Raw genomic sequence first — 19,615 nt, 5'->3', positions numbered from 1 at the left:
TTTCAAACGCGCGGCACGTCCGGCTCGAAAAACACCCAACGGACTTGCGGGAAGGCCGCCTGCAAGTCCGCCTCGATCACGTTGATCGCGTCCACCATGGCGCGGCCGCTGGCGTAGTCGATCATTTCGGCCTGCACGGCCACCACCACGTGGCGGCCCCATTGCAGCGTAATCATGTTGATGATGCTGCGAATTTCGGTCCGCGCCTTCAGATGCGCCTCGATCGCGCGACGCACTTCCGGGCTCGCCGACTCGCCGACGATCATCGACTTCACCTCGCGCGCCACCAGCCACGCGATCACCATCAGCAGCAGCCCCACGCCGATCGAACCTAGCGCGTCGTAAACCGGATTGCCGGTCACCATGGTCAGCAGCACCGCGACGAACGCCATGGCGAGCCCCGCCAACGCCGCGATATCCTCGCCCGCGACCACCAGCAAGTCGGATTCGCGTGTCTCGCGAAACCAGCGCCACATGCTTTTATCCGGATGCGTCTTGCGGATTTCCTTCACCGCGCCCCACAGCGATAACGCCTCCAGCACGACCGACACGCCAAGCACCGCCAAGGCGACATACGCGTACTGCAGCGGCTCACGCTCGAACAGCCGATGCACGCCCTCATACACCGAGAACGCGCCACCGACGAAGAACAGCAGCAGCGCCACCAGCAGCGAATAGAAATTGATCTCGCGCCCGCTGCCCATGGGGTGCAACGGGCTCGCGGGCTTGCGCGCTTCGCGCAGACCGAATAGCAGGAGCAGTTGATTGCCGCAGTCGGCGGTCGAGTGGATCGCTTCGGCGAACATTGAACCGGAACCGGTGAACGCAGCGGCGGCGAACTTGCAGACGGCGATGCCGAGGTTGGCGGCGAGCGCATAGAAAATGGCTTTCGGCGATTCTTCTTTCATCGTCGTGGAGGCGTCGGTGGGGATCGGCGCCAATCATACCGCACCGTCTCCACACGACGAACACGACCCACGCCGAGCGATGACCCTCAGCGGCGATATCGGTGTCGATATCGCCTCGCCACCTCAAGACTCAGTTCTTGACCGCTGCGGTCGTTGCCGTTGTCGTTGCCGCGCCCGCTTCATGACCCGCCGCTTCCAGAATCAGATTAGCGATGTCCTGCGGATGCGATACGAGCGACAGATGACCCGCATCGAGTTCAATCGTCTTCGCCTTCATACGCGCGGCGAGGAACCGCTCCAGATCGGGGGAGATGGTCTGGTCGTCTTTGGACACCGCATAGAACGTCGGTTTGACGTGCCAGCCGGCCGCCGTGGTGCGCTCGCCAAACAGCGAAGCCGCCGTCGGCCATTGTTCCGCGTACATTGCCTTCGCCTGGTCGGGCGTGACGCCGTTTGCAAAATAACGCAGATAGGCGGTTTCGGAAATGGTGGTCAGGCCGTCGTGATTCTCCACGCCCGCACGAACCGGCATGGTCGGAAATTTGCCCGACAGCGCGACGAAATCCTCGCCGGCGTCGGGCGCGCGTGCGGCCACATACACGAGTGCCGAGACTTTCGGATCGTTGCCCACGTCGCTCACTACCGTGCCGGCCCACGAGTGCCCGACCAGCACCGTCGGACCGTCCTGCAAAGCCAGCGCGCGACGCGTGGCCGCATCGGAATCCGCGAGCGACGTGAGCGGGTTCTGAACCGCCGTCACATGCATGCCGGCCGCTTGCAGACGTTCCACCACACCGTTCCAGCTGGAGCCGTCGGCCCAGGCGCCATGCACCAGAACGACATTGTTGGCGCGCACGGGTTGAGTGGTTTGCGCCGACGCTTCGTTAAAGAACAGCGGCGCCGTCAGCGCGACGAGTGCAACGACATTCGAGAGACGAAAGGATTTCATGACTGTTCGGAATAGATTGATGAGGGTCAACGAACTCGATATCGCGGCGTGACCGCGACAGGGAGCCAGGTTTTTTACACGTGACTCCAGCGTTAACCCCGTTTCATCGGCTTTATTCCAAACTTTATTTGCCGCCGCGGTAGCCGATACATTCCGCCGATCGGACCGTTTGAATAAATTCATCGGTCCTGCAACGAAATAGATGGGTCTGCAAAGCGCTGTCTCCGATCGCAAGCACAACAATATGGATTCGCGCGGCCTTTCATCAACGACCCGGCGCATGCGTCGACCACAACGGGATCAAACTCGCGGCTCAGGCGCGCCGTTGCTAGCACTCCCAACCGTGGTCGTGACCTGACCGTTGTACAACTGCTTGCTGAGCGCGTCGAGATCCACTGTGCCGGGCTCGGCGATCAACGCATAGCCGAGTTGACCGCGACGCCACGACACCACGGCCATGCCATGCACATTGCCGTCCGACGGCGCGGCGTCCGCCTTCGCCTCTTTCAGCACGCACAGCGCGACAGGGTTGCCCTTTTGCGGCAGATAGACGATCTGCACGAGCGCCTTGTCATGAAAGCGCAAGCGCTGCACACGCTTGAAAGTGAGGCCCTGCCCGCTCAGATCGGGAATCTGCATCGCGAGGTTGTCGACATGGCGAATGTCGGCGACGGTGGCGGTCGTCACATTCATGTCGGGCTGCAAGAGCGCGACCGTATCGCGCGTGTAAAGCTGCTGATAGCCAGCGGCGGCCCGGATCCACGGCATCATGACGGCGTCGTTCGAGGCGGTGGTAATGCCGGCGCTACCGCCGTTGCTGTTGCCGTTGCCCGCCAATTGCGGCACCAGTCGCAACGCGAGGCCGCAACAGAATGCGCCCGCAACGAACGCGACGGCGAGCTTCGGCCACGACAGCGTGGGCAGTGAACGGACGCGCGGCTTCAGACGATGCACATTCTCACCTAAAGACACTTCTTCAGGCTCGCCAGGCGACGAAGCATCGGCAACGCCGGCCGCGTGCTGCCGCGCGGACGCATTGGCGCGATGCTGACGGATCATGTCGTCGACACTTCGGCTCAACGACTCAGGCACCGGCGGCAGCGATTGCTGATCGAATGCTTCGGCATAGGGGAGTTGCGACGCGCGCAACATCGACACGCGCGCGGCGATCTCCGCGGATTCATGGATCGCGTGCTCGACTTTCACGCATTCGTCGCCCGGCAGTTCGCCGTCGACGTAGGCTAGCAGGATGGCGTCATCGATCTTCATTGCGCCGCTCTCTGTGTGTTGCCGGTTGAGCGCGCTGCCGACGCGTCGCGCTCGCCGAATTGTGCGCCGATAGTCTGGCGCGCGCGGGACAGCCGGCTCATGATCGTGCCGATCGGCACGCCGAGCGTTTCGGCTGCTTCTGCATAGCTCATTCCTTCGACGGCGATCAGCAGCATCACGATCCGCTGCGCGTCGGGCAAACGCTCGACAGCCGCGATGATTTCGCCGCTCAGCAAGCTCGCTTCCGGATTGCGTGCGCCGGGATCGGCCACCGTCTCGAGAAAGTTATCGTCCCACTCCATGCTCGACCGGCTGCGCACATTGCGCGCGCGCAATTCGTTGATCCAGGTGGAGTGAACGATGGAGAACATCCAGCTCAGCGGCGACGTACCCGGCTGCAATTGATCGGCACGTTCGAGCCCTCGCACGCAGGCACGCTGGAGTACGTCTTCGGCGTCGTGCTGATTGCCGCATAGTCTCAAGGAGAATGCCCACAGCCGCGGCAGCATGCCCGGCAGCAAATTCGGCAGATCCACGACATCTGCTGTTGACATGATTGACTGGCTGGAAGCAGGGGTTGCGGGCGAACGAGACGGCCGAAGAACCAGCCGTTGCGGGCAGGCCACGAAGTTCGCGGATTGTACAACGTTAGTCATACCGCTGCTGCCGCAAAAAAATGCATGAAATCCGAGAATCCGGCCGTTTGAGACGGGACGCCAACTAAACAGACTGCTTTCGTTAACTAAACATAGTTCAATTAAAAGGTTCGCCGACGGACCGAGGAGACACAGCAAAAGAATCCGCGAAGGCCATCGCACACCCATCCGGTGCGATGGCCCCAGCGTCGATTACACGCGTTCGAAGTTGGCCGACGCGAACGCCCAGTTCAGATGACGCGAGACGGTCGCCACCAGATAGTCCGGACGGCGATTCTGATAGTCGAGGTAGTACGCGTGCTCCCACACGTCGACCGTGAGCAACGGCGCGAGGTCGGCCGTAAACGGCGTTTCCGCATTGCCCGTCTTGACGACCGCGAGTTCGCCACGATCGACGACGAGCCATCCCCAACCGCTACCGAATTGCGACGCGGATGTCGCGACGAGCGCCTTCGACAGCGCTTCGATCGAGCCGAACTTGCGTTCGATCGCGGCCTGCAGCTTTGCGCTCGGCGCGGTCACGGCAGGACTCAGCGAGTTCCAGTAGAAGTTGTGATTCCACGCTTGCGCCGCGTTGTTGAATACATCGGCGAGCGTCGGCTGATCGTGTGACTGCACGATGATCTGTTCGAGCGACGCCTGTTCGAGCGGCGTACCGGCCAGCAGCTTGTGCAGATTGTCGAAGTACGCTCGATGGTGCTTGCCGTAGTGAATCCCCACCGTGCGTGCCGAGATGGTCGGCTCGAGCGCGTTCTCCGCATACGGCAGCGGCGGCAGCGTTTGCGGCGACACGCCGAGATACGCGGGCACGACGCTGAGCGTGGGCTTCGCGCCGGTCTGCGCCGTTTGGCCGAAAGCAAAACGGGAGAGCGCGACACCGACCGAAGCCAGCGACCCGGTCGCAATCAGGCGACGGCGGGAAATGAGCGAATTGAGCATGACAGGTACCGAGATTGTGGAGAGAGCGCAGCCATCGCCTGAAAGACGGTGAGTCGTGGCCACTCACACAGAACAGTTGACCTCGTCCGGCTATTCCCACGTGAAGCAAATTTTTTTCGCGCGAAAAATCGTTGCAGTGTGGGTGGAATAAAGCGCGCCGCCGTGCGTTTTGCCAATGACGGTCGAATGATCCGCGGTCCATGCCGACGGACTCGCAGCCGTTGCGGCTCGCGTTGTCGATTCGCTCGCCTGATCTCGTGAAGGCGCGGCGGGCACGCACTCATCCCTCTACCGGAACTTCACTATGAAACTGCATCGAAACGCAGTGCTTACCGCACTGTGCGGTGTCGCGGCCGTCACCCTCGTCGCATGTGGCGGCGGCAATCACCTGGGCACCCCGACGCCGACACTGCCGTCGCAATTCAAGGCCACCACGCTCGTCTCGGACGGCAGCGCGAGTGCGCCGAACATCGATCCCAATCTGAAGAACGGCTGGGGTATCGCGTTCAATCCGACCGGTGTGGTGTGGGTGTCGGACAACAACACGAAGAGGTCGACGCTCTATGACGGCAACGGCGTCGTGCAGTCGCTGGTCGTGACGATAGCGCCGAATGCCGCCGGCGCCGCCGCGGGTCCGACCGGCATTGTGTTCAACAAGAGCACCGATTTCCAGATCAGCGCGAACGGCGGTGCCGCGTCCAATGCGCTGTTCCTGTGGGCAACCGACGCCGGCACGATTGCCGCGTGGTCGCCGAAGGTCTTGCCGACCCAGGCCGTCAATGCTTTCGACGACGGCGCCGGTGGCGCGGTCTACAAAGGTCTCGCGATCGGCGCAAACGCAGGCGCGAATCTGCTTTACGCCGCGGACTTTCACAACAAGAAAGTGGATGTGTTCGACAAATCGTTCAACAAGATCCATCTCGCCGGTAACTTCAGCGATCCGAATCTTCCGGCCGGCTTGTCGCCGTTCGGCATCGCGGCAATCGGCGGCACGGTGTACGTCACGTACGCGCTGCTCGGTCCCGACGGCCATACGCAGGTCAACGGCGCGGGCAACGGCGTGGTGGATGCGTTCGACACCGCCGGCAATTTCATCAAACGCATCGCGACCGCGGGCACGCTGAATTCACCTTGGGGTGTCGCGCTCGCACCCGCGAATTTCGGCGCGGCGAGCAATCTGCTGCTGGTGGGCAACTTCGGCGACGGCACGATCGACGCGTTCGATCCGAATACCGGCGTATTTGCCGGCGCGCTGATGAACACCGACGGCACGACGTTCAAACAGCCCGGCATCTGGGGGATCGGCTTCGGCAACGGCTTCGCGAATCAGCCGCTCAATACGCTGTTTTTCGCGGCAGGGCCGACACCGACGAGCGGGGTGTATGGACGTATCGACGTCACGCCGTGAGCGCCCGCGCGGGACGCGATTGATACGCGGGGCCAGTCTGAATCAGGCTGGCCCTGGCCCGCGTATGCGTTCTACTGTTACGCCCTCTCCAGCGCCGCCATTTCACGCACGATCACCAGCAGCATCGACAGACTCGCGCCACCCGTGGCCCGCAAATCGGCCAGCAACCGACCGTACCGGTCGAGCTGCGCCACACGTTTGTCGCGCCAGGTCTGAACCAGCGCATCCGGGGTCGACGCTTCGTCGGCGTCGCCTAGCGCGCTCATGGTCAGCGCGCGTTTCAGGCGGGCAAGCTCGGCCAGTGCCGTGGCACGCGCCAGCATGTCCCAGTGCGTGGGCGCGGGCAACGCCGCCGCACGCTCGCTGATCCAGCTGTAGTTCAGCAGCGTGCCGAGCGCGAAGTACACGCCCGCCACGAGTTCGAGGCTGCGTCCGCAGGTCGACGCCACTTCGGCGATATCGAGCAGCGCGGCCGAAATCTCGCCGCTCGCGATCCGCACCGCGAGTTCGCCGTCCACGCCAGCGTCCACGAGTACGCGTTGACGTTCGGACAACGCGTCGAGATCGGCGTCCGGCAGCAACGCGGGCCACTGCGGCGCGAGACGCTGCGCCGCGTCGCGACAACGCGCGAGCAGGCCGGCCACGTCGCCGTTGCCGACCGCACCCGATTGCAACTGCCGCAAAAACCACAGCGCCGAACGTTCGACAAGCCGCGCGACCTCGACGAACATGCGCGCCTGCACGTCGTCGGCGACGCGATTATCAAGCGCGTCGATACTGCGCCAGACGTCGTCGAGATCGAACACGTCGCGCGCCATGATGCAGGCGCGCACGATCTCGCCCGGCTGCGCGTCGGTCTCCTCCATCAACCGATGCACGAACTCGCAACCCACCCGGTTCACTAGTGCATTGGTCAAATGCGTCGCGAGGATTTCACGGCGCAACGGGTGACGCTGCATCGGTTCGCTAAAGCGCTGCCGCAGCGGTTTCGGGAAGTACTCGACCAGCATGTCGCTGACGAGCGGGTCTTCCGGCATGGTCGAATCGAGCAGCGCGTCGTATAGCCACATCTTGCTGTACGCGAGCAGCACCGCGCGTTCGGGCGTGGTGAGGCCTTGTTTCGCCGCCAGCCGTTCGGCGACTTCTTCATCGGTCGGCAAAAACTCGATCACGCGATTCAGGCGACCCGCGCGTTCGAGATAACGCATCAGACGCGCCTCGGCATCGAGCAGTTCGACGCCGTAGCGGCCCGCAATCGACAGCGCCTGGGTCTGGTAGTAGTTGTCCTGCAACACCAGCAGACCGACTTCGTCGGTCATTTCGGCGAGCAACGCGTTGCGCTGCTTCTCCGTCATCTCGCCATCCGCCACCACCAGTCCCAGCAGAATCTTGATGTTGACCTCATGGTCCGAGCAGTCGACGCCCGCGGAATTGTCGATCGCATCCGTATTGATGCGGCCGCCGCGCTGGGCGAACTCGATACGCCCAAGCTGCGTGAGACCGAGATTGCCCCCTTCGGCGACGACCTTGCAGTGCAGATCCGCGCCGTTCACCCGGATCGCGTCGTTGGCGCGGTCGCCGACCTGCAGGTGAGTTTCGCGGCTCGCTTTCACATAGGTGCCGATGCCGCCGTTGTAAAGCAGATCGACCGGCGCCTGCAAAATCGCCCGCATCAACTCGGTCGGCGCAAGCGCCGGCACGCCGATGCCGAGCACGGCCTGCACCGCCGGCGATAAAGGAATCGTCTTGGCGGTACGCGGAAACACGCCGCCGCCTGACGAGATCAGCGCAGGATCGTAATCGGCCCAGCTAGAACGATCGAGTCCGAACAGACGCCCGCGTTCGGCGAGACTACTTGCCGGATCGGGATTCGGATCAAGAAAGATGTGCCGGTGGTCGAACGCCGCCACCAGCCTGATATGCGGCGACAGCAGCATGCCGTTGCCGAACACGTCGCCGGACATGTCGCCTACGCCGACCACCGTGAAGTCCATGGTCTGCGTATCGACGCTCATTTCGCGGAAGTGCCGCTTGACCGACTCCCACGCGCCTCGCGCGGTGATCGCCATCTTCTTGTGGTCGTAGCCGACCGAGCCGCCCGAGGCGAACGCGTCGTCGAGCCAGAAGCCGTATTCCTGCGAGATCGCGTTCGCGTAGTCGGAGAACGTCGCCGTGCCTTTGTCGGCGGCGACCACCAGATAGGGATCGTCGGGATCGTGCCGCACCACGTCGGGCGGAGGCACCACGGTCGTGCCCGCGAGATTGTCGGTAACGTCGAGCAGGCCGCGCAGGAAGGTCTGGTAGCACGCAATGCCTTCGCGCATCCACGCATCGCGCTCGCTTTGCGGCGGCGGATTCTTCACGACGAAGCCGCCTTTCGAACCGACCGGCACAATCACCACGTTCTTCACCATCTGCGCCTTCATCAGGCCGAGCACTTCCGTGCGGAAGTCTTCGCGCCGGTCCGACCAGCGCAGACCGCCGCGCGCCACACGGCCACCGCGCAAATGCACGCCTTCCACGCGCGGCGAATACACCCAGATTTCGAACATCGGTTTCGGCTCGGGCAAGCCGGGCACCTGCGACGGATCGAACTTGAACGACAGATAGGGCTTTGGCTGGCCGTCCGCGTTGAAGCGATAGTAGTTGGTGCGCTGCGTCGCCTTGATGACGCCGAGAAACTGCCGCAGTATGCGGTCCTCGTCGAGATTCGGCACCTGATCCAGCGCGCTGTCGATCGTGCGCAGCCAGCCGTCCACGCGCGCCTCGCGTGTCTCGCCCAGCACCGGATCGAAACGCGCGATAAACAGTTCGACCAGCATCCGCGCGATCTCCGGATTCCCGGTCACCGCGCGTTCGATATACGCATCGCTGAAGGTCGAGCCCACCTGACGCAGATACTTGGCATACGCGCGCAGTATCGTCACCTCGCGCGCATTCAGCTGCGCGCGCAACACGAGTCGGTTGAAATCGTCGCTTTCGATCGCGCCGGTCCACACCTGCTCGAACGCTTCCTCGAACAGATCCTTGACCCGTTCGATGTCGAACTCGGCATCGTCCGCGAGTTCCAGGCCGAAGTCGTGAATCCACGCGGGCGTTGCGTCCAGCGCTTCGATCAGATAGGGCCGCTCTTCGTCGACGCGCACGCCCAGATGTTCGAGCATCGGCAAACTGCGCGACAGCGCGATCGGCAAGCCGGCACGGTAAACCTTGAAGCGGAACGCGCGCGGGCCCGCTTCGATCGGACGGTACAGGTTCATCGCGAGCCGCTCGCTGCCCTGCACGCGTTCGATCAACTCGATATCGCGCACCGCCGTGCGAGCCGGATAATCGTCGCGATAGCCGGCCGGGAACGAATCCGCGTAGTGTTGCAGCAGACGGTTGCCCTGCTCTTCGCCGAATGCGTCGAGCAACGCGTCGGCCAGATCGTCCTGCCAACGGCGCGCCACGTGCACGAGCCGCGCCTCCAGCTCTCGCGTGTCCACGTTTGGCATGCCGCCCGGTTTCGCATGCACGACAAAGTGGATGCGCGCCAGCGTCGACTCCGACAGCAGCGGCGTGAATTCAACGTTCTCGCCGTTGAATGCATCAGCTAGCAGGGTCGCGATACGTTGCCGCAAATCGGTGTTGTACTTGTCGCGCGGCACGAACACGAGGCACGACACGAAACGGTCGAAACGGTCGCGCCGGATAAACAGACGCGTGCGTTGATGTTCCTGCAAACGCAGCACGCCGAGCGCGATGTCGTAGAGCTGGTTTTCGTCGGCCTGGAACAGTTCGTCGCGCGGGTAGGTTTCGAGCACGGTAACCAGCGATTTCGCCAGATGACCTTTCGGCAGGAATCCGGCTCGCCGCACGATATTCGCGCATTTGCGCCGCACGATGGGAATTTCGGCCGCCGAGACGAAATAAGCAGTCGACGTATAGAGGCCGATGAAACGACGCTCGCCGGTCACCTTGCCGTCCGCGCCAGTCAGCTTGATTCCAACGTAGTCCAGATATCCAGGACGATGCACCGTGGCGCGTGAATTCGCCTTGGTCAAAAAGATCGGCGACGAACCGGCGATGATGTCGGCGGCAGCCGGCGGCAATGGCGTGACGTCGGGGGCGCCGATAGGCCGCAGTTCGTCACGCAGAATGCCGAGCCCCGAGCCCGGCACCGGACGCAAACCGTAGCCGATATCGTGCTGCACCAATTCATAATCGCGCTGGCCGAGAAACGTGAAATGATCGGCTACCATCCATTCGAGGAATGCGCGCGCCTCGAGTCCCTCCGGCCCGGCCTCTCCTGCCTTCATACCTTTGATCGTACCGCGCGCGAGTTCGACGATCTTCGGCCAGTCTTCCACCGCAGCACGCACGTCGCGTAACACCTTCGCGATTTCGTCGCGCAGCGCGTCGAGTTTTGCGGCGTCGCCGCATCGGTCGACTTCGAAGTGAATGAACGACGTGAGTTGCGAGCGCGAGTCGCTCGCCTCTTCGGCGCCCTGGCCGACGCGCGTGATCGCGCCGTCGGGGCCGCGCCAGATCCGGAACACCGGATGCACGACCGAATGCAGTGCGAGCCGCAAACCGTTGACCGCCATCGACACCGAGTCGACCAGAAACGGCATGTCGTCGTTGACGATTTCGATCACCGTGTGATCGGAATGCCAGCCGTGCTGTTCGAGGATCGGGTTATAGACGCGCAACCGTTCGACGCCGGGCACGAAGCGCTGCGCGGTTTGCCAGTGCGCAAGCGCCGCGCCGTAGAGATCGGCGATCGAGCGGCTTTGCAGGTCGTCGGCGTCGACGAAATCGTAGTAATGCCGCAGAAATGGCTCGACGACGTGAAAGGTCGGCTCCGGCAAACGGCCGCGCGCAAATTCGACGACATCGTTCAGCAGGTGCGTGACGGCTTCTTCGTTCCTGGCTTGCATGATCAACTCCCCCGGCTAGTGGCTATGGCGAGTATCGATTGATTCGCAGGCATCGATTGAAAGGGGATTATGCACCTGCCACCCTTCGCACGATGAGCGAGCACCGTTAGGTTATACCCGCTGACGCCCGCAAATCCGCTGCAGCGCCGGTCCGCCGCTCAGAACACCGGCTGCGAATCCGCGTAGTCTTGCGCGAGCCATGCCCGCACCTGCTCGCTGGTCCATGCCGGATCGTCATGCGGCAGATCGTGGCTCGCCCAGTCATGCTCGCGATGCGGCGCCTGCCACGCGGCCGCGAGCTTCGTCGAGCACGCCGGATCGACGAGTCTATCGTTGCGTGACGACAGAATCAGCAGCGGACAGTGCGGCTGTGCAGCATGCGCGGTAAAGCGCGCCGCCGCCCACAATTGCCGCAGCGCATTGCCGCGACTCACCGGCTTGCTCCGGCGAATCGCGCTCCATGCCTCAAGATCGGCGCCCAATGTTTCAACGTTATTGCATGTGAGGCGATGAATGCCCTGTTCGGCGCGGCGCGCATCGCTCCAATGCGCTGCGACGCCCAACAGCCCAGGCCATGCCGAGGGCCGCAGCCGCTCCTGCATGCGGCTGAACGGGCGCATGCTCGTGTTGATCAGGACCAGGCGCTCGATCTCGCCGGGATAGCGCTGCGCCCAGTCCGTCGCCACCATGCCGCCTAACGACATGGCCAGCACGCCATACGGACCCGGCACGCCGCTTTGCTCCGCAGCGCGCCGCACGAAACTCACCATATCCGCAACGCTTGCCGGCGCGCGCAAATGGGCAAACTCGCCGTTGCCCGGCAGATCGATCAGCAACGGATGGTCGATGCCGGCGGCGTCCCGCAGCGCATCGGGCAAGCGTCCCCAATGACGTGTTTCGCGCGTGAGTCCGCGCAACAGAATCCACGTACTCATACGATGTCCGGGGTATACCAATGGTCGATCGCGCATTGCAGCAGTTGCTCGCGGCGATTGCCTTGCGGCAGCCAGCGCTGCGACGAAAAAGCCGCGCGCGCCAGGAAGTCGAACAGATTCGCATGACGCCGCAGCACGCGTGCGGTGCGATGTGCCTTGACGGGATTGAACATGCCCTGACGCGAGAACAGTTGCCGCGGGTTCTTCTTGATCCACAGCCAGGAGCCGAGTTCGAGGGTCATGGGCAGAAAGACGTTGGCGGCCGGCGCGTGGTCGTAGGCGAAGTCCCACAGATCCCCGTGCAACAGATATTGATGGCTCTGCGGTTCGAATGCGTAGCCGTGATGCGGATGCGCGCGCTCGAACATCGTCTTCAATACGTACATTTCCGGCAGATGCGGCATCAGCTTGCGGGTTCGCGCGTAGGGAAACCAGATGCTGTCTTTCCAGCCGTAGCCCGAGTGGCAATCGAGCGCGATGCTCAGGGGGCGCGTGGCCAGCTCGGCTTCGACCACCTTTAGCAGCGCGGCGGCCTCCGCCTCCATGGGTTCGCCTTCGCGGCCGCGATACCAGGGCAACCACGCGCCCACGCGCTGACCGCCGGCCAGTAGCGGCACGCGTTCGTCGGCGTTTTGCGGCGCGTTGCGCATCAGATCGACGCCGTTCGGATTAGCGCGTGTAGCCGCCCACATGCCGCCGGGATTGACGATCGGCATAAAGATCAGACGAATGGACTGCAATTGACGCACCAGCAATTCGTCCCATTCGAGTCGCGCGAGCAGCGCACGCATGTAGTCGAGCACAAGTTGCGAGCCGATCCGCTCAAGTCCGTGAATGCCACCGAAAAACCCGATGGCCGGTGCGAGCGGATCGGTCGAGCCGATGCTCGCCGTGCGCACGGCGAATTGCCGGCCGCGTACCGTCGTGTCGCAGACGGTGCGGATTTCGAAACTCGCGCTGCCCTGGTCGAGGATCGTGTTGAGATCTTCGTACTCCGCAAAACTGTCGGGCAGAAAGCTCAGTGGTTGCGGCATGAGGGCGTTGAAGGGAACTGCAAGGTTATTGGGGACGGCTCAACGGATAACGAAATATAGCCTGGTGGTGCGGGATCATGCATGACAGGTAAGCGTTGGGGCAGAAGCTGTCACGTGGGTGTCATTTTTCATGCAAATGAATGACTTCGAATTCGCTTTACAACGACTCAGGACCACCGCAAAAAAATTGAAATGCATACGCCGTAAAACAAAAACGACGATTCGGTATCGGCGCAACGCGAGTTTCGGATAATTCCGATACCTAGCGGCGGCTAACCCAAACAGCCTGTCTCCCGAGGATTTTCTAACCTTGAAGGAGACGAATGCATGACGCATGAATCAACACCGACCATCTATTACGCAGCGGTGGAAGGTGACCCACTCGACAGCGCCAGCGGAAGTCATGTGCTGGCCACCACCCACGTCTGCACGATCGAGGGTGAGGACGGTCGGCACCGCCGAATGGCATTTATCGGTGACACTGCATGGTGTGACGCGTGCCAAAGCGTCGGCGTGATCGCGGGCAGCGCGCCAGTGCCTGAGGGCCGCCGCATGCTGGACATCGTAAACGGCGGCAGACGGCAGGCCGTGGGCGGCGATGTGGTCGTTTGCCGATGTGAGCGTCCTCCGCACATCGTGGCCACGTATGGGCGATGCTGGCGCATTGAGGACGTCGCCGGTCGCGAATCGGCCGGAAGGCGTGTGACGCCTTCAGACGCGCCGACCACCTATGACGAACAGGTTCGATGCGCCGGACGTGGCGCGACCAACGGCTATCCCTACTTCATCGAGACGGAGGACGGGCGGACTTTCTCGGGCCGACTTGAAAATGGCGTCCGCTTGCCGCGCATTCAAACCGACGTGACAAGCGATTACAGCGTCTTGTGGGGAGATGAAGCGTTGGCAAGGCATGAAGGAGCTTGAGCCATGCCGAATAAAATGACCGTGGTTAAAACCAATTCGACGTCTGATTCAATCAAGGAAGTGCCGCTGAAGGCGATAACTTTCGACGAACTCTGGAACAACTATCCGGCAGGTAATCCTTATGCCGATCCGGCCTATACGAACCAGTGTGCAATCCGAATGAGCATCACGTTCCATCGCGTCGGTATTGCGATGAAGTCGTTCTCGGCGAAACGGGTTAAACCGATGTCAGGCACGCCGACGATAGGCCGCATCATCCTCGATGGCAACGCAACCGCCACGCGCGCCGAGGAATTGGGGGAATGGCTGCAGCTACAACCATTTGCAGGGCTGCCACGGGCAGAAAATATCACTGGGCAAGACTGGGAATCGAAGGTTAAAGGGCGCAGGGGGATTATTCAGTTTTCGCGGTATTGGACGCGCGGCAGCGAAAGTCAGGCCGATGCGAGCGGCGGACACATTGACCTGTGGAATGGTTCGAGGCTGACTATCAGCGGCGCCGCTAACGCTGTGGCAACGATGGGTCGGATGCTCGGTCGTCAGTCGTTCCGACCCGGCAGCACGCTTGGTTGGTCTGATCTTGGACGCTCGAAGTCTATTCTGTTCTGGGAAATAAAATGAGGCGTCTCATTGCGGCTACCTGTTTTGCGATACTCGGCTTTGTAAGTCTATGGTGTTGGGCAGCCATCGCCGAAAGAATCCCGGATCAATCTCGAAACTCCGTACGCCACGGGTGTTATGAAATTGACAAATGTCCAATGAGTTTCTTCGAGGGTTTTCTATTCTTTCTGCTCGTATTGGGCCCTGCCGTCATATTCGGCGTTTCCGCGGCGATCTTCAGCAAAACCCGGCGCACATGGCAATCCTGGTTGCAGTTGCTAGGAGGACTGGTGGGATTGCACTGGGCTTTGATGTTGATCGATCGGTTGGCGTAGCAAGCTCGTCAATCCATACGCAACGCGTGTCTTCGAACTGCCTTCCCTTCGCCGCAAAACCTTCACAAATACATATAGTCGTCTAGACGTTGCGACACCTTCACTCAACCGTCACAGACGCTTCCTAGAATGAGCACCACACATGCTCGACGCGTCAGGGGTACTTATGAAGTCAATCCAGGAAGCAATCCGTATCGAACGGCTCAGTAAGACGTTCAACAACGGCCGCAAGGCACTGGACGAAATCGACCTGCGCGTCGAAGCAGGCGAAATGGTGGCCTTGATCGGTGCGTCAGGCTCAGGAAAATCGACACTTCTGCGCCATATCGCCGGCTTCACCCCCTCCGACGCGCAACCGTCGCAGATCTCGATTCTCGGTCGCCCGATCCAGCAGAACGGCCGCATCGTACGAGAGGTGCGCAGCATTCGCCGCGATATCGGCTTCGTGTTCCAACAATTCAATCTGGTCAATCGCCTCTCCGTCGAAACCAACGTGCTGGTCGGCGCACTCGCGCGCCTCGCCTGGTGGCGTCGACTAACCGGTCTTTTTCCGCGCGCGGAACGAGCCCTGTCGATGGCCGCGTTGAATGAGGTCGGCATCGGCGAACACGCGCGGGAACGCGCCGCCAATCTCTCCGGCGGCCAGCAGCAACGCGCCGCGCTGGCGCGAGCGCTGGTGCAGCGCGCTCGCATCGTGCTGGCCGACGAACCGATCGCCTCGCTCGATCCGGAATCGTCGCGCCGTGTGATGGACATGCTACGCACGCTGAACGTCGAGCATCAACTCACCGTGCTGGTGTCGCTGCATCAGGTCGACATCGCGATGCAGTACTGTCCGCGCACGGTTGCGCTGCGCCGTGGCAAGGTGGTCTACGACGGTCCATCGGCCGCACTCAGTCCGGCACTGCTCAAGAAACTCTACGGCGACGACGCCCGCGAACTGCTCGACGAAGCGCACGACAAAACGCACGACAAAACGCACATTGAATCGCACGATGGCGCGGACGCAAATCACGCGCTGCACAACACCGTGCCCACCGCAGCCGCACAAGACAGCGCCCCGCCGTCCCGGCGTTACGCGTTCGCCCTGAATCCGGCGCACTCGAACTGAGCGCGCCAACCCTTTCCGCTCCCCCTACCGGATCTCAACCGATGAAATTCCTGCGTTCACTCATCACGCTGACCGTCGGCGTGGCCGCCTTCGCGTGCGCCGCCACGGCCTACGCCGAAGACATCAACCTCGGCATCATCTCGACCGATTCGTCCTCGGTGCTGAAACAGCGCTGGGAACCGCTGATCGCCGACATGAACAGGCAAACCGGCCTGAACATCAAGGCGTTTTTCGCGACCGACTACGCCGGCATCATCGAAGGCATGCGCTTTAACAAGGTACAGGTCGGCTATTTCGGCAATGCGTCGGCGATCGAAGCGGTGGACCGCTCGCAAGGCGAAGTCTTCGCGAAGGTTCAGTACGCGAACGGCGCCGCCGGCTACAACTCCGTGCTGATCACGAACGTGAACAGTCGCTTCAAGACGCTCGACGATGTCTTCAAGAACACGAAAGACGTCACGCTCGGCTATGGCGATCCGAACTCCACGTCGGGCACGCTGATTCCCGGCTATTACCTGTTCGCCAAGCACAACGCGCCGGTCAATACGTCGTTCAAAACCGTGCTGCCGTCGAGCCATGAAGCGAACCTGCTGGCCGTGGTGAACAACAAGATCGACATCGCGACGAACAACACCGAAATGCTCGACACACTGAAGCAACAGCATCCGGACAAGTTCGCCCAGGTTCGCGTGCTGTGGACCTCACCGCTGATTCCGTCGGACCCGCTGGTGTGGCGCAAGGATTTGCCGCAGGCCACCAAAGACAAACTGCGCAACTTTTTCATAAACTACGCAAAGACCGATCCGCATGAAAAAGCCGTGATGGCGAGGATTTTCGGTTACGGCGGTTTCGCGGCCTCATCGGATGCACAACTGTTGCCGATTCGCCAGGTCGCGCTGTTCCAGCAGAAGCAGAAGATCGAGGCCGACTCGCATCTGTCCGACAACGATCGTAAAACCCAACTGGCCGCGCTCGACGCCAAGCTGAGCGCGCTCAATACCGAGCAAGCCAAGCCATGAATACGGCCGATCTGATCGCGTCGCCGGCACGCGCGAGCGAAACGCTCGCCGCGCAGGCGGCGGCTCAACCCGCCCCGGCGGCACGCAAGCGCAGCTGGTTTTCGCTGCTCGGTTGGATCGCCTTGTTCGCGGTGCTGGGCGGCGCATGGCATAGCGCCGACATGCGTCCGCTGGATCTGCTGAGCGACTCCGGCAACATGGGCCAGTTCGCGAAAGACTTTTTCCCGCCGAACTTCACCGAATGGCGTACGTATCTGCATGAAATGATCGTGACACTGTCGGTGGCGGTATGGGGCACCGCCCTCTCGCTCGTCTGCGCGATACCGTGCGGCCTGATGTCCGCGCACAACATCGCGCCGATGTGGATCGTGCAACCGGTGCGCCGTCTGATGGACGCCTGCCGCGCGATCAATGAGATGGTCTTCGCGATGCTGTTCATCGTCGCGGTCGGACTCGGGCCGTTCGCCGGCGTGCTGGCGCTGTGGGTGCATACCACCGGCGTGCTCGCCAAGCTGTTCGCCGAAGCAGTCGAGGCGATCGATCCGCGCCCGGCGGAAGGCATCCGCGCAACCGGCGCCACGCCGCTCGACGAAATCATTTACGCCGTGCTGCCGCAAGTGTTGCCGTTGTGGATCTCCTACGCGTTGTATCGCTTCGAATCGAACGTGCGCTCGGCGATGGTGGTCGGCATGGTCGGCGCGGGCGGAATTGGCGTGGTGCTGTACGAAGCGATCCGCTCGTTCGACTATGCGCAAACCTCCGCGGTCATGATCATGGTGATCGCGGTGGTGTCGGCGATCGATCTGGCCTCCGCCTGGCTGCGTGAGCGCGTGATCTGAAACGGCGCGCGCGGCGCGGCGCTGTTTCTATCGTGCCGTGCTCCGTCGGCCGTCATCACGGCCGAAACGGCGCGGGGCTATCATGCAGCGCCGCTTCGACCTTGGAAAAAAACGCATCGTAGTCTTCGCGAGCGAGCACGGTTTTCGAACGCGCGTCGCCGTTGCTGTCCCACACGGTATTGTCGAAACGCGCCCTCACGATCACGCCCGATCCGCTGACAGGCGGCCGCACGCTGACGAGCGCCGTGGTGTACTGGTGATCCGGTTTGGCCGGCAGCGAGCCAATCTTCGATTTCAGCACGCCCCGCACCACTTCACGCCACTTCGGCACCAGCACTTCGCTGCGGCCGCCCTCGACTAGCGCGGTATCGGCGTCCACCGTCACCGGCGCGTAGCCGCTCGCTTTTAACGCGGCGGCGACTGCCGCGAGCGCTCGTTCGCTCGAAGCGCCCGCGAAGCTGTGATCGCGCATGCCTGCCAGCGCGTCGCGTTCGGTCGCGGTCAGATCGACGCTCACCTGGGCCGAACTGTATTTCACGAACGTGCCGCCCGATCCGGTCACTCGTTGATTCGGGTCCGGCGTTTTGCACGCCCCAAACGACGCGACAACCCCCACGCCGACGAAAACGCGTAGCCAAAACCGCCGCCTGTTCGCTAACGAATAACAGAAAAGCTTGGATCTGGCATGCGGCAACGTGGACAATGCCATTGCGATAACCGGCTAAAGAAAGCCCTATCGTAAAAGCGCCGGGCCGGTATCTTCAATTGATAGTTTCTGTTAGAAATACAAGCAATACTTGGATATGAGGCTTTTCTCGATGCGTCGCCTGCCGCCTCTGAATACCTTGCGCAGCTTCGAGGCCGCCGGCCGCCTCGGCAGTCTCAGCAAAGCCGCGGACGAACTGTGCGTGACGCACAGCGCGGTCACGCAACAGATCCGTTTGCTTGAAGAGTATCTCGGCCAGAAACTGTTCGAACGCCGCGGCCGCAAGCTGGAAATGACGCCGCGCGCCAAACACTATCTGGTCGACGTCGCCAGTTGCCTTGGCCGCCTGAGCGAAGCCACCGAACAGATGGGCGGCCCCGCCACGCGGCGCACGATCCGCGTGAATACGTCGGCTTCGTTCGCACATGGCTGGCTGATTCCACGGCTCGCGCAGTTTCACGCGCTGCAAGCCGATCTCGACGTCGAGATCGTCGCCACCGCCGATCAGAACATCGATCTCGTCGACGAATCGCACGATGTGATCATTCGCCGCTTCGAGCCGAATCTGCGGCGTTATGGTTTCGATTCGCGCATGTTGATCGCGAATGTGGCCGTGCCGGTGTGCTCTCCCCATCTGAGGGAACTCGCGGCATTGCGCACGCCGGACGATCTGCGTCAGGTGCGTCTGCTGCATTTCGCCGGCATTCCCGAGGCATGGCAGTACTGGTTCCGCTGCGCCAACGTGATGGTCGGCGAAACGCTCGGCGGCCCGTTCTACGAACAGTTCTTCCTGTTGGTGCAGGCGGCCGCGAGCGGCCTGGGCGTGGCGCTCGCTCCGCGCGCGATCGTCGAGGAAGACGTGCGGCTCGGGCGTCTTGTAATGCTCTTTCCCGAGGTCAAACTCGAAGGGCCCCCGTTTCACTGCCTGTATCGGGTAGCGCCGCAGGACCGCGAACTCACGCTGTTTCTCGACTGGCTATTCGCCGCGGGACTCGCGACACCTGCCGCCGTATCGGACGACGCGGCAAAATCCCTCTAGCCGAAAGCGTCGTTCGATGTGGCGG

16 protein-coding genes are annotated in these 19,615 nt (G+C 62.2%); 7 read left to right on the top strand and 9 right to left on the bottom strand.

All coding sequences use genetic code 11. From position 1 onward, the window contains the following. Positions 1-2: 2 nt before the first annotated feature. From B0G83_RS03230 to B0G83_RS03210, 5 genes are all read right to left on the bottom strand, one after another. The gene (locus B0G83_RS03230; RefSeq protein ID WP_105505957.1) at positions 3-908 is read right to left on the bottom strand and encodes a cation diffusion facilitator family transporter; all 906 of its coding nucleotides are present in this window, start codon (positions 906-908) and stop codon (positions 3-5) included. Positions 909-1,038: 130 nt separating this feature from the next. Continuing rightward, complete coding sequence (locus tag B0G83_RS03225) at positions 1,039-1,857, bottom strand: alpha/beta fold hydrolase (protein ID WP_105505956.1); 819 nt, start codon at positions 1,855-1,857, stop codon at positions 1,039-1,041. 300 nt (positions 1,858-2,157) lie between these two features. Further along, positions 2,158-3,126 carry an anti-sigma factor gene (locus tag B0G83_RS03220; RefSeq protein ID WP_105505955.1) on the bottom strand — a complete coding sequence of 323 codons (969 nt, stop codon included), beginning with the start codon at positions 3,124-3,126 and terminating at the stop codon, positions 2,158-2,160. After that, on the bottom strand, positions 3,123-3,680 hold the full coding sequence (locus tag B0G83_RS03215) for an RNA polymerase sigma factor (protein WP_105505954.1): 558 nt from the start codon (positions 3,678-3,680) through the stop codon (positions 3,123-3,125). Before B0G83_RS03215 ends, B0G83_RS03220 begins: the two co-directional genes overlap by 4 nt. Before the next feature lie 294 nt (positions 3,681-3,974). Next, positions 3,975-4,721: a superoxide dismutase gene (locus B0G83_RS03210; protein ID WP_105505953.1), complete on the bottom strand. Its 747-nt coding sequence runs from the start codon at positions 4,719-4,721 to the stop codon at positions 3,975-3,977. A gap of 304 nt (positions 4,722-5,025) precedes the next feature. On the opposite strand from B0G83_RS03210, the gene B0G83_RS03205 reads away from it, so the two are divergent. Further along, complete coding sequence (locus tag B0G83_RS03205) at positions 5,026-6,129, top strand: TIGR03118 family protein (RefSeq protein WP_105505952.1); 1,104 nt, start codon at positions 5,026-5,028, stop codon at positions 6,127-6,129. A 77-nt stretch (positions 6,130-6,206) separates the two neighbouring features. On the opposite strand, the gene B0G83_RS03200 is transcribed toward B0G83_RS03205, so the two are convergent. The 3 genes from B0G83_RS03200 to B0G83_RS03190 form a co-directional block, all read right to left on the bottom strand. Then, positions 6,207-11,048, bottom strand: coding sequence for an NAD-glutamate dehydrogenase (locus B0G83_RS03200; protein ID WP_105505951.1), 4,842 nt, complete (start codon positions 11,046-11,048; stop codon positions 6,207-6,209). Between the two features lie 158 nt (positions 11,049-11,206). Further along, positions 11,207-11,983, bottom strand: coding sequence for an alpha/beta fold hydrolase (locus B0G83_RS03195; RefSeq protein ID WP_105505950.1), 777 nt, complete (start codon positions 11,981-11,983; stop codon positions 11,207-11,209). Next, positions 11,980-13,017 (bottom strand): M14 family zinc carboxypeptidase, encoded by a 1,038-nt coding sequence (locus B0G83_RS03190; protein ID WP_105505949.1) that lies wholly within the window; start codon positions 13,015-13,017, stop codon positions 11,980-11,982. Before B0G83_RS03190 ends, B0G83_RS03195 begins: the two co-directional genes overlap by 4 nt. 327 nt (positions 13,018-13,344) lie before the next feature. On the opposite strand from B0G83_RS03190, the gene B0G83_RS03185 reads away from it, so the two are divergent. The 5 genes from B0G83_RS03185 to phnE all read left to right on the top strand — a co-directional run bounded on the left by B0G83_RS03185 (position 13,345) and on the right by phnE (position 17,845). Continuing rightward, positions 13,345-13,941 carry a PAAR domain-containing protein gene (locus B0G83_RS03185; RefSeq protein ID WP_105505948.1) on the top strand — a complete coding sequence of 199 codons (597 nt, stop codon included), beginning with the start codon at positions 13,345-13,347 and terminating at the stop codon, positions 13,939-13,941. A gap of 3 nt (positions 13,942-13,944) precedes the next feature. Further along, a complete protein-coding gene (locus B0G83_RS03180; protein ID WP_105505947.1) occupies positions 13,945-14,562 on the top strand; it encodes a type VI secretion system amidase effector protein Tae4 in 618 nt (205 codons plus the stop codon). Between the two features lie 480 nt (positions 14,563-15,042). Continuing rightward, positions 15,043-15,987: a phosphonate ABC transporter ATP-binding protein gene (gene phnC, locus B0G83_RS03175; protein ID WP_105505946.1), complete on the top strand. Its 945-nt coding sequence runs from the start codon at positions 15,043-15,045 to the stop codon at positions 15,985-15,987. 41 nt (positions 15,988-16,028) lie between these two features. Then, on the top strand, positions 16,029-17,006 hold the full coding sequence (gene phnD, locus B0G83_RS03170) for a phosphonate ABC transporter substrate-binding protein (protein ID WP_105505945.1): 978 nt from the start codon (positions 16,029-16,031) through the stop codon (positions 17,004-17,006). Then, positions 17,003-17,845: a phosphonate ABC transporter, permease protein PhnE gene (phnE, locus tag B0G83_RS03165; RefSeq protein ID WP_105505944.1), complete on the top strand. Its 843-nt coding sequence runs from the start codon at positions 17,003-17,005 to the stop codon at positions 17,843-17,845. Before phnD ends, phnE begins: the two co-directional genes overlap by 4 nt. 55 nt (positions 17,846-17,900) lie before the next feature. Here the strand turns inward: phnE and B0G83_RS03160 are convergent, their stop codons facing one another. Then, a complete protein-coding gene (locus tag B0G83_RS03160; protein ID WP_258167664.1) occupies positions 17,901-18,383 on the bottom strand; it encodes a hypothetical protein in 483 nt (160 codons plus the stop codon). Positions 18,384-18,663: 280 nt separating this feature from the next. Between B0G83_RS03160 and B0G83_RS03155 the strand changes: the two genes are divergently transcribed. Continuing rightward, on the top strand, positions 18,664-19,590 hold the full coding sequence (locus tag B0G83_RS03155; RefSeq protein WP_105506566.1) for a LysR substrate-binding domain-containing protein: 927 nt from the start codon (positions 18,664-18,666) through the stop codon (positions 19,588-19,590). The last annotated feature ends 25 nt before the right edge of the window (positions 19,591-19,615 follow it).

The sequence above is a fragment of the Paraburkholderia sp. BL21I4N1 genome (genome assembly GCF_002973525.1).
Lineage (GTDB): Bacteria > Pseudomonadota > Gammaproteobacteria > Burkholderiales > Burkholderiaceae > Paraburkholderia.
Note: the sequence above shows the minus strand (reverse complement) of the source record. Positions and strands in the feature narration are given on the sequence as shown.

Coding starts and splice junctions, on each gene's coding strand:
- B0G83_RS03230 (WP_105505957.1), bottom strand. CDS start 908: ATGAAAGAAGAATCGCCGAAAGCCATTTTCTATGCGCTCGCCGCCAAC.
- B0G83_RS03225 (WP_105505956.1), bottom strand. CDS start 1,857: ATGAAATCCTTTCGTCTCTCGAATGTCGTTGCACTCGTCGCGCTGACG.
- B0G83_RS03220 (WP_105505955.1), bottom strand. CDS start 3,126: ATGAAGATCGATGACGCCATCCTGCTAGCCTACGTCGACGGCGAACTG.
- B0G83_RS03215 (WP_105505954.1), bottom strand. CDS start 3,680: ATGTCAACAGCAGATGTCGTGGATCTGCCGAATTTGCTGCCGGGCATG.
- B0G83_RS03210 (WP_105505953.1), bottom strand. CDS start 4,721: ATGCTCAATTCGCTCATTTCCCGCCGTCGCCTGATTGCGACCGGGTCG.
- B0G83_RS03205 (WP_105505952.1), top strand. CDS start 5,026: ATGAAACTGCATCGAAACGCAGTGCTTACCGCACTGTGCGGTGTCGCG.
- B0G83_RS03200 (WP_105505951.1), bottom strand. CDS start 11,048: ATGCAAGCCAGGAACGAAGAAGCCGTCACGCACCTGCTGAACGATGTC.
- B0G83_RS03195 (WP_105505950.1), bottom strand. CDS start 11,983: ATGAGTACGTGGATTCTGTTGCGCGGACTCACGCGCGAAACACGTCAT.
- B0G83_RS03190 (WP_105505949.1), bottom strand. CDS start 13,017: ATGCCGCAACCACTGAGCTTTCTGCCCGACAGTTTTGCGGAGTACGAA.
- B0G83_RS03185 (WP_105505948.1), top strand. CDS start 13,345: ATGACGCATGAATCAACACCGACCATCTATTACGCAGCGGTGGAAGGT.
- B0G83_RS03180 (WP_105505947.1), top strand. CDS start 13,945: ATGCCGAATAAAATGACCGTGGTTAAAACCAATTCGACGTCTGATTCA.
- phnC (WP_105505946.1), top strand. CDS start 15,043: ATGAAGTCAATCCAGGAAGCAATCCGTATCGAACGGCTCAGTAAGACG.
- phnD (WP_105505945.1), top strand. CDS start 16,029: ATGAAATTCCTGCGTTCACTCATCACGCTGACCGTCGGCGTGGCCGCC.
- phnE (WP_105505944.1), top strand. CDS start 17,003: ATGAATACGGCCGATCTGATCGCGTCGCCGGCACGCGCGAGCGAAACG.
- B0G83_RS03155 (WP_105506566.1), top strand. CDS start 18,664: ATGCGTCGCCTGCCGCCTCTGAATACCTTGCGCAGCTTCGAGGCCGCC.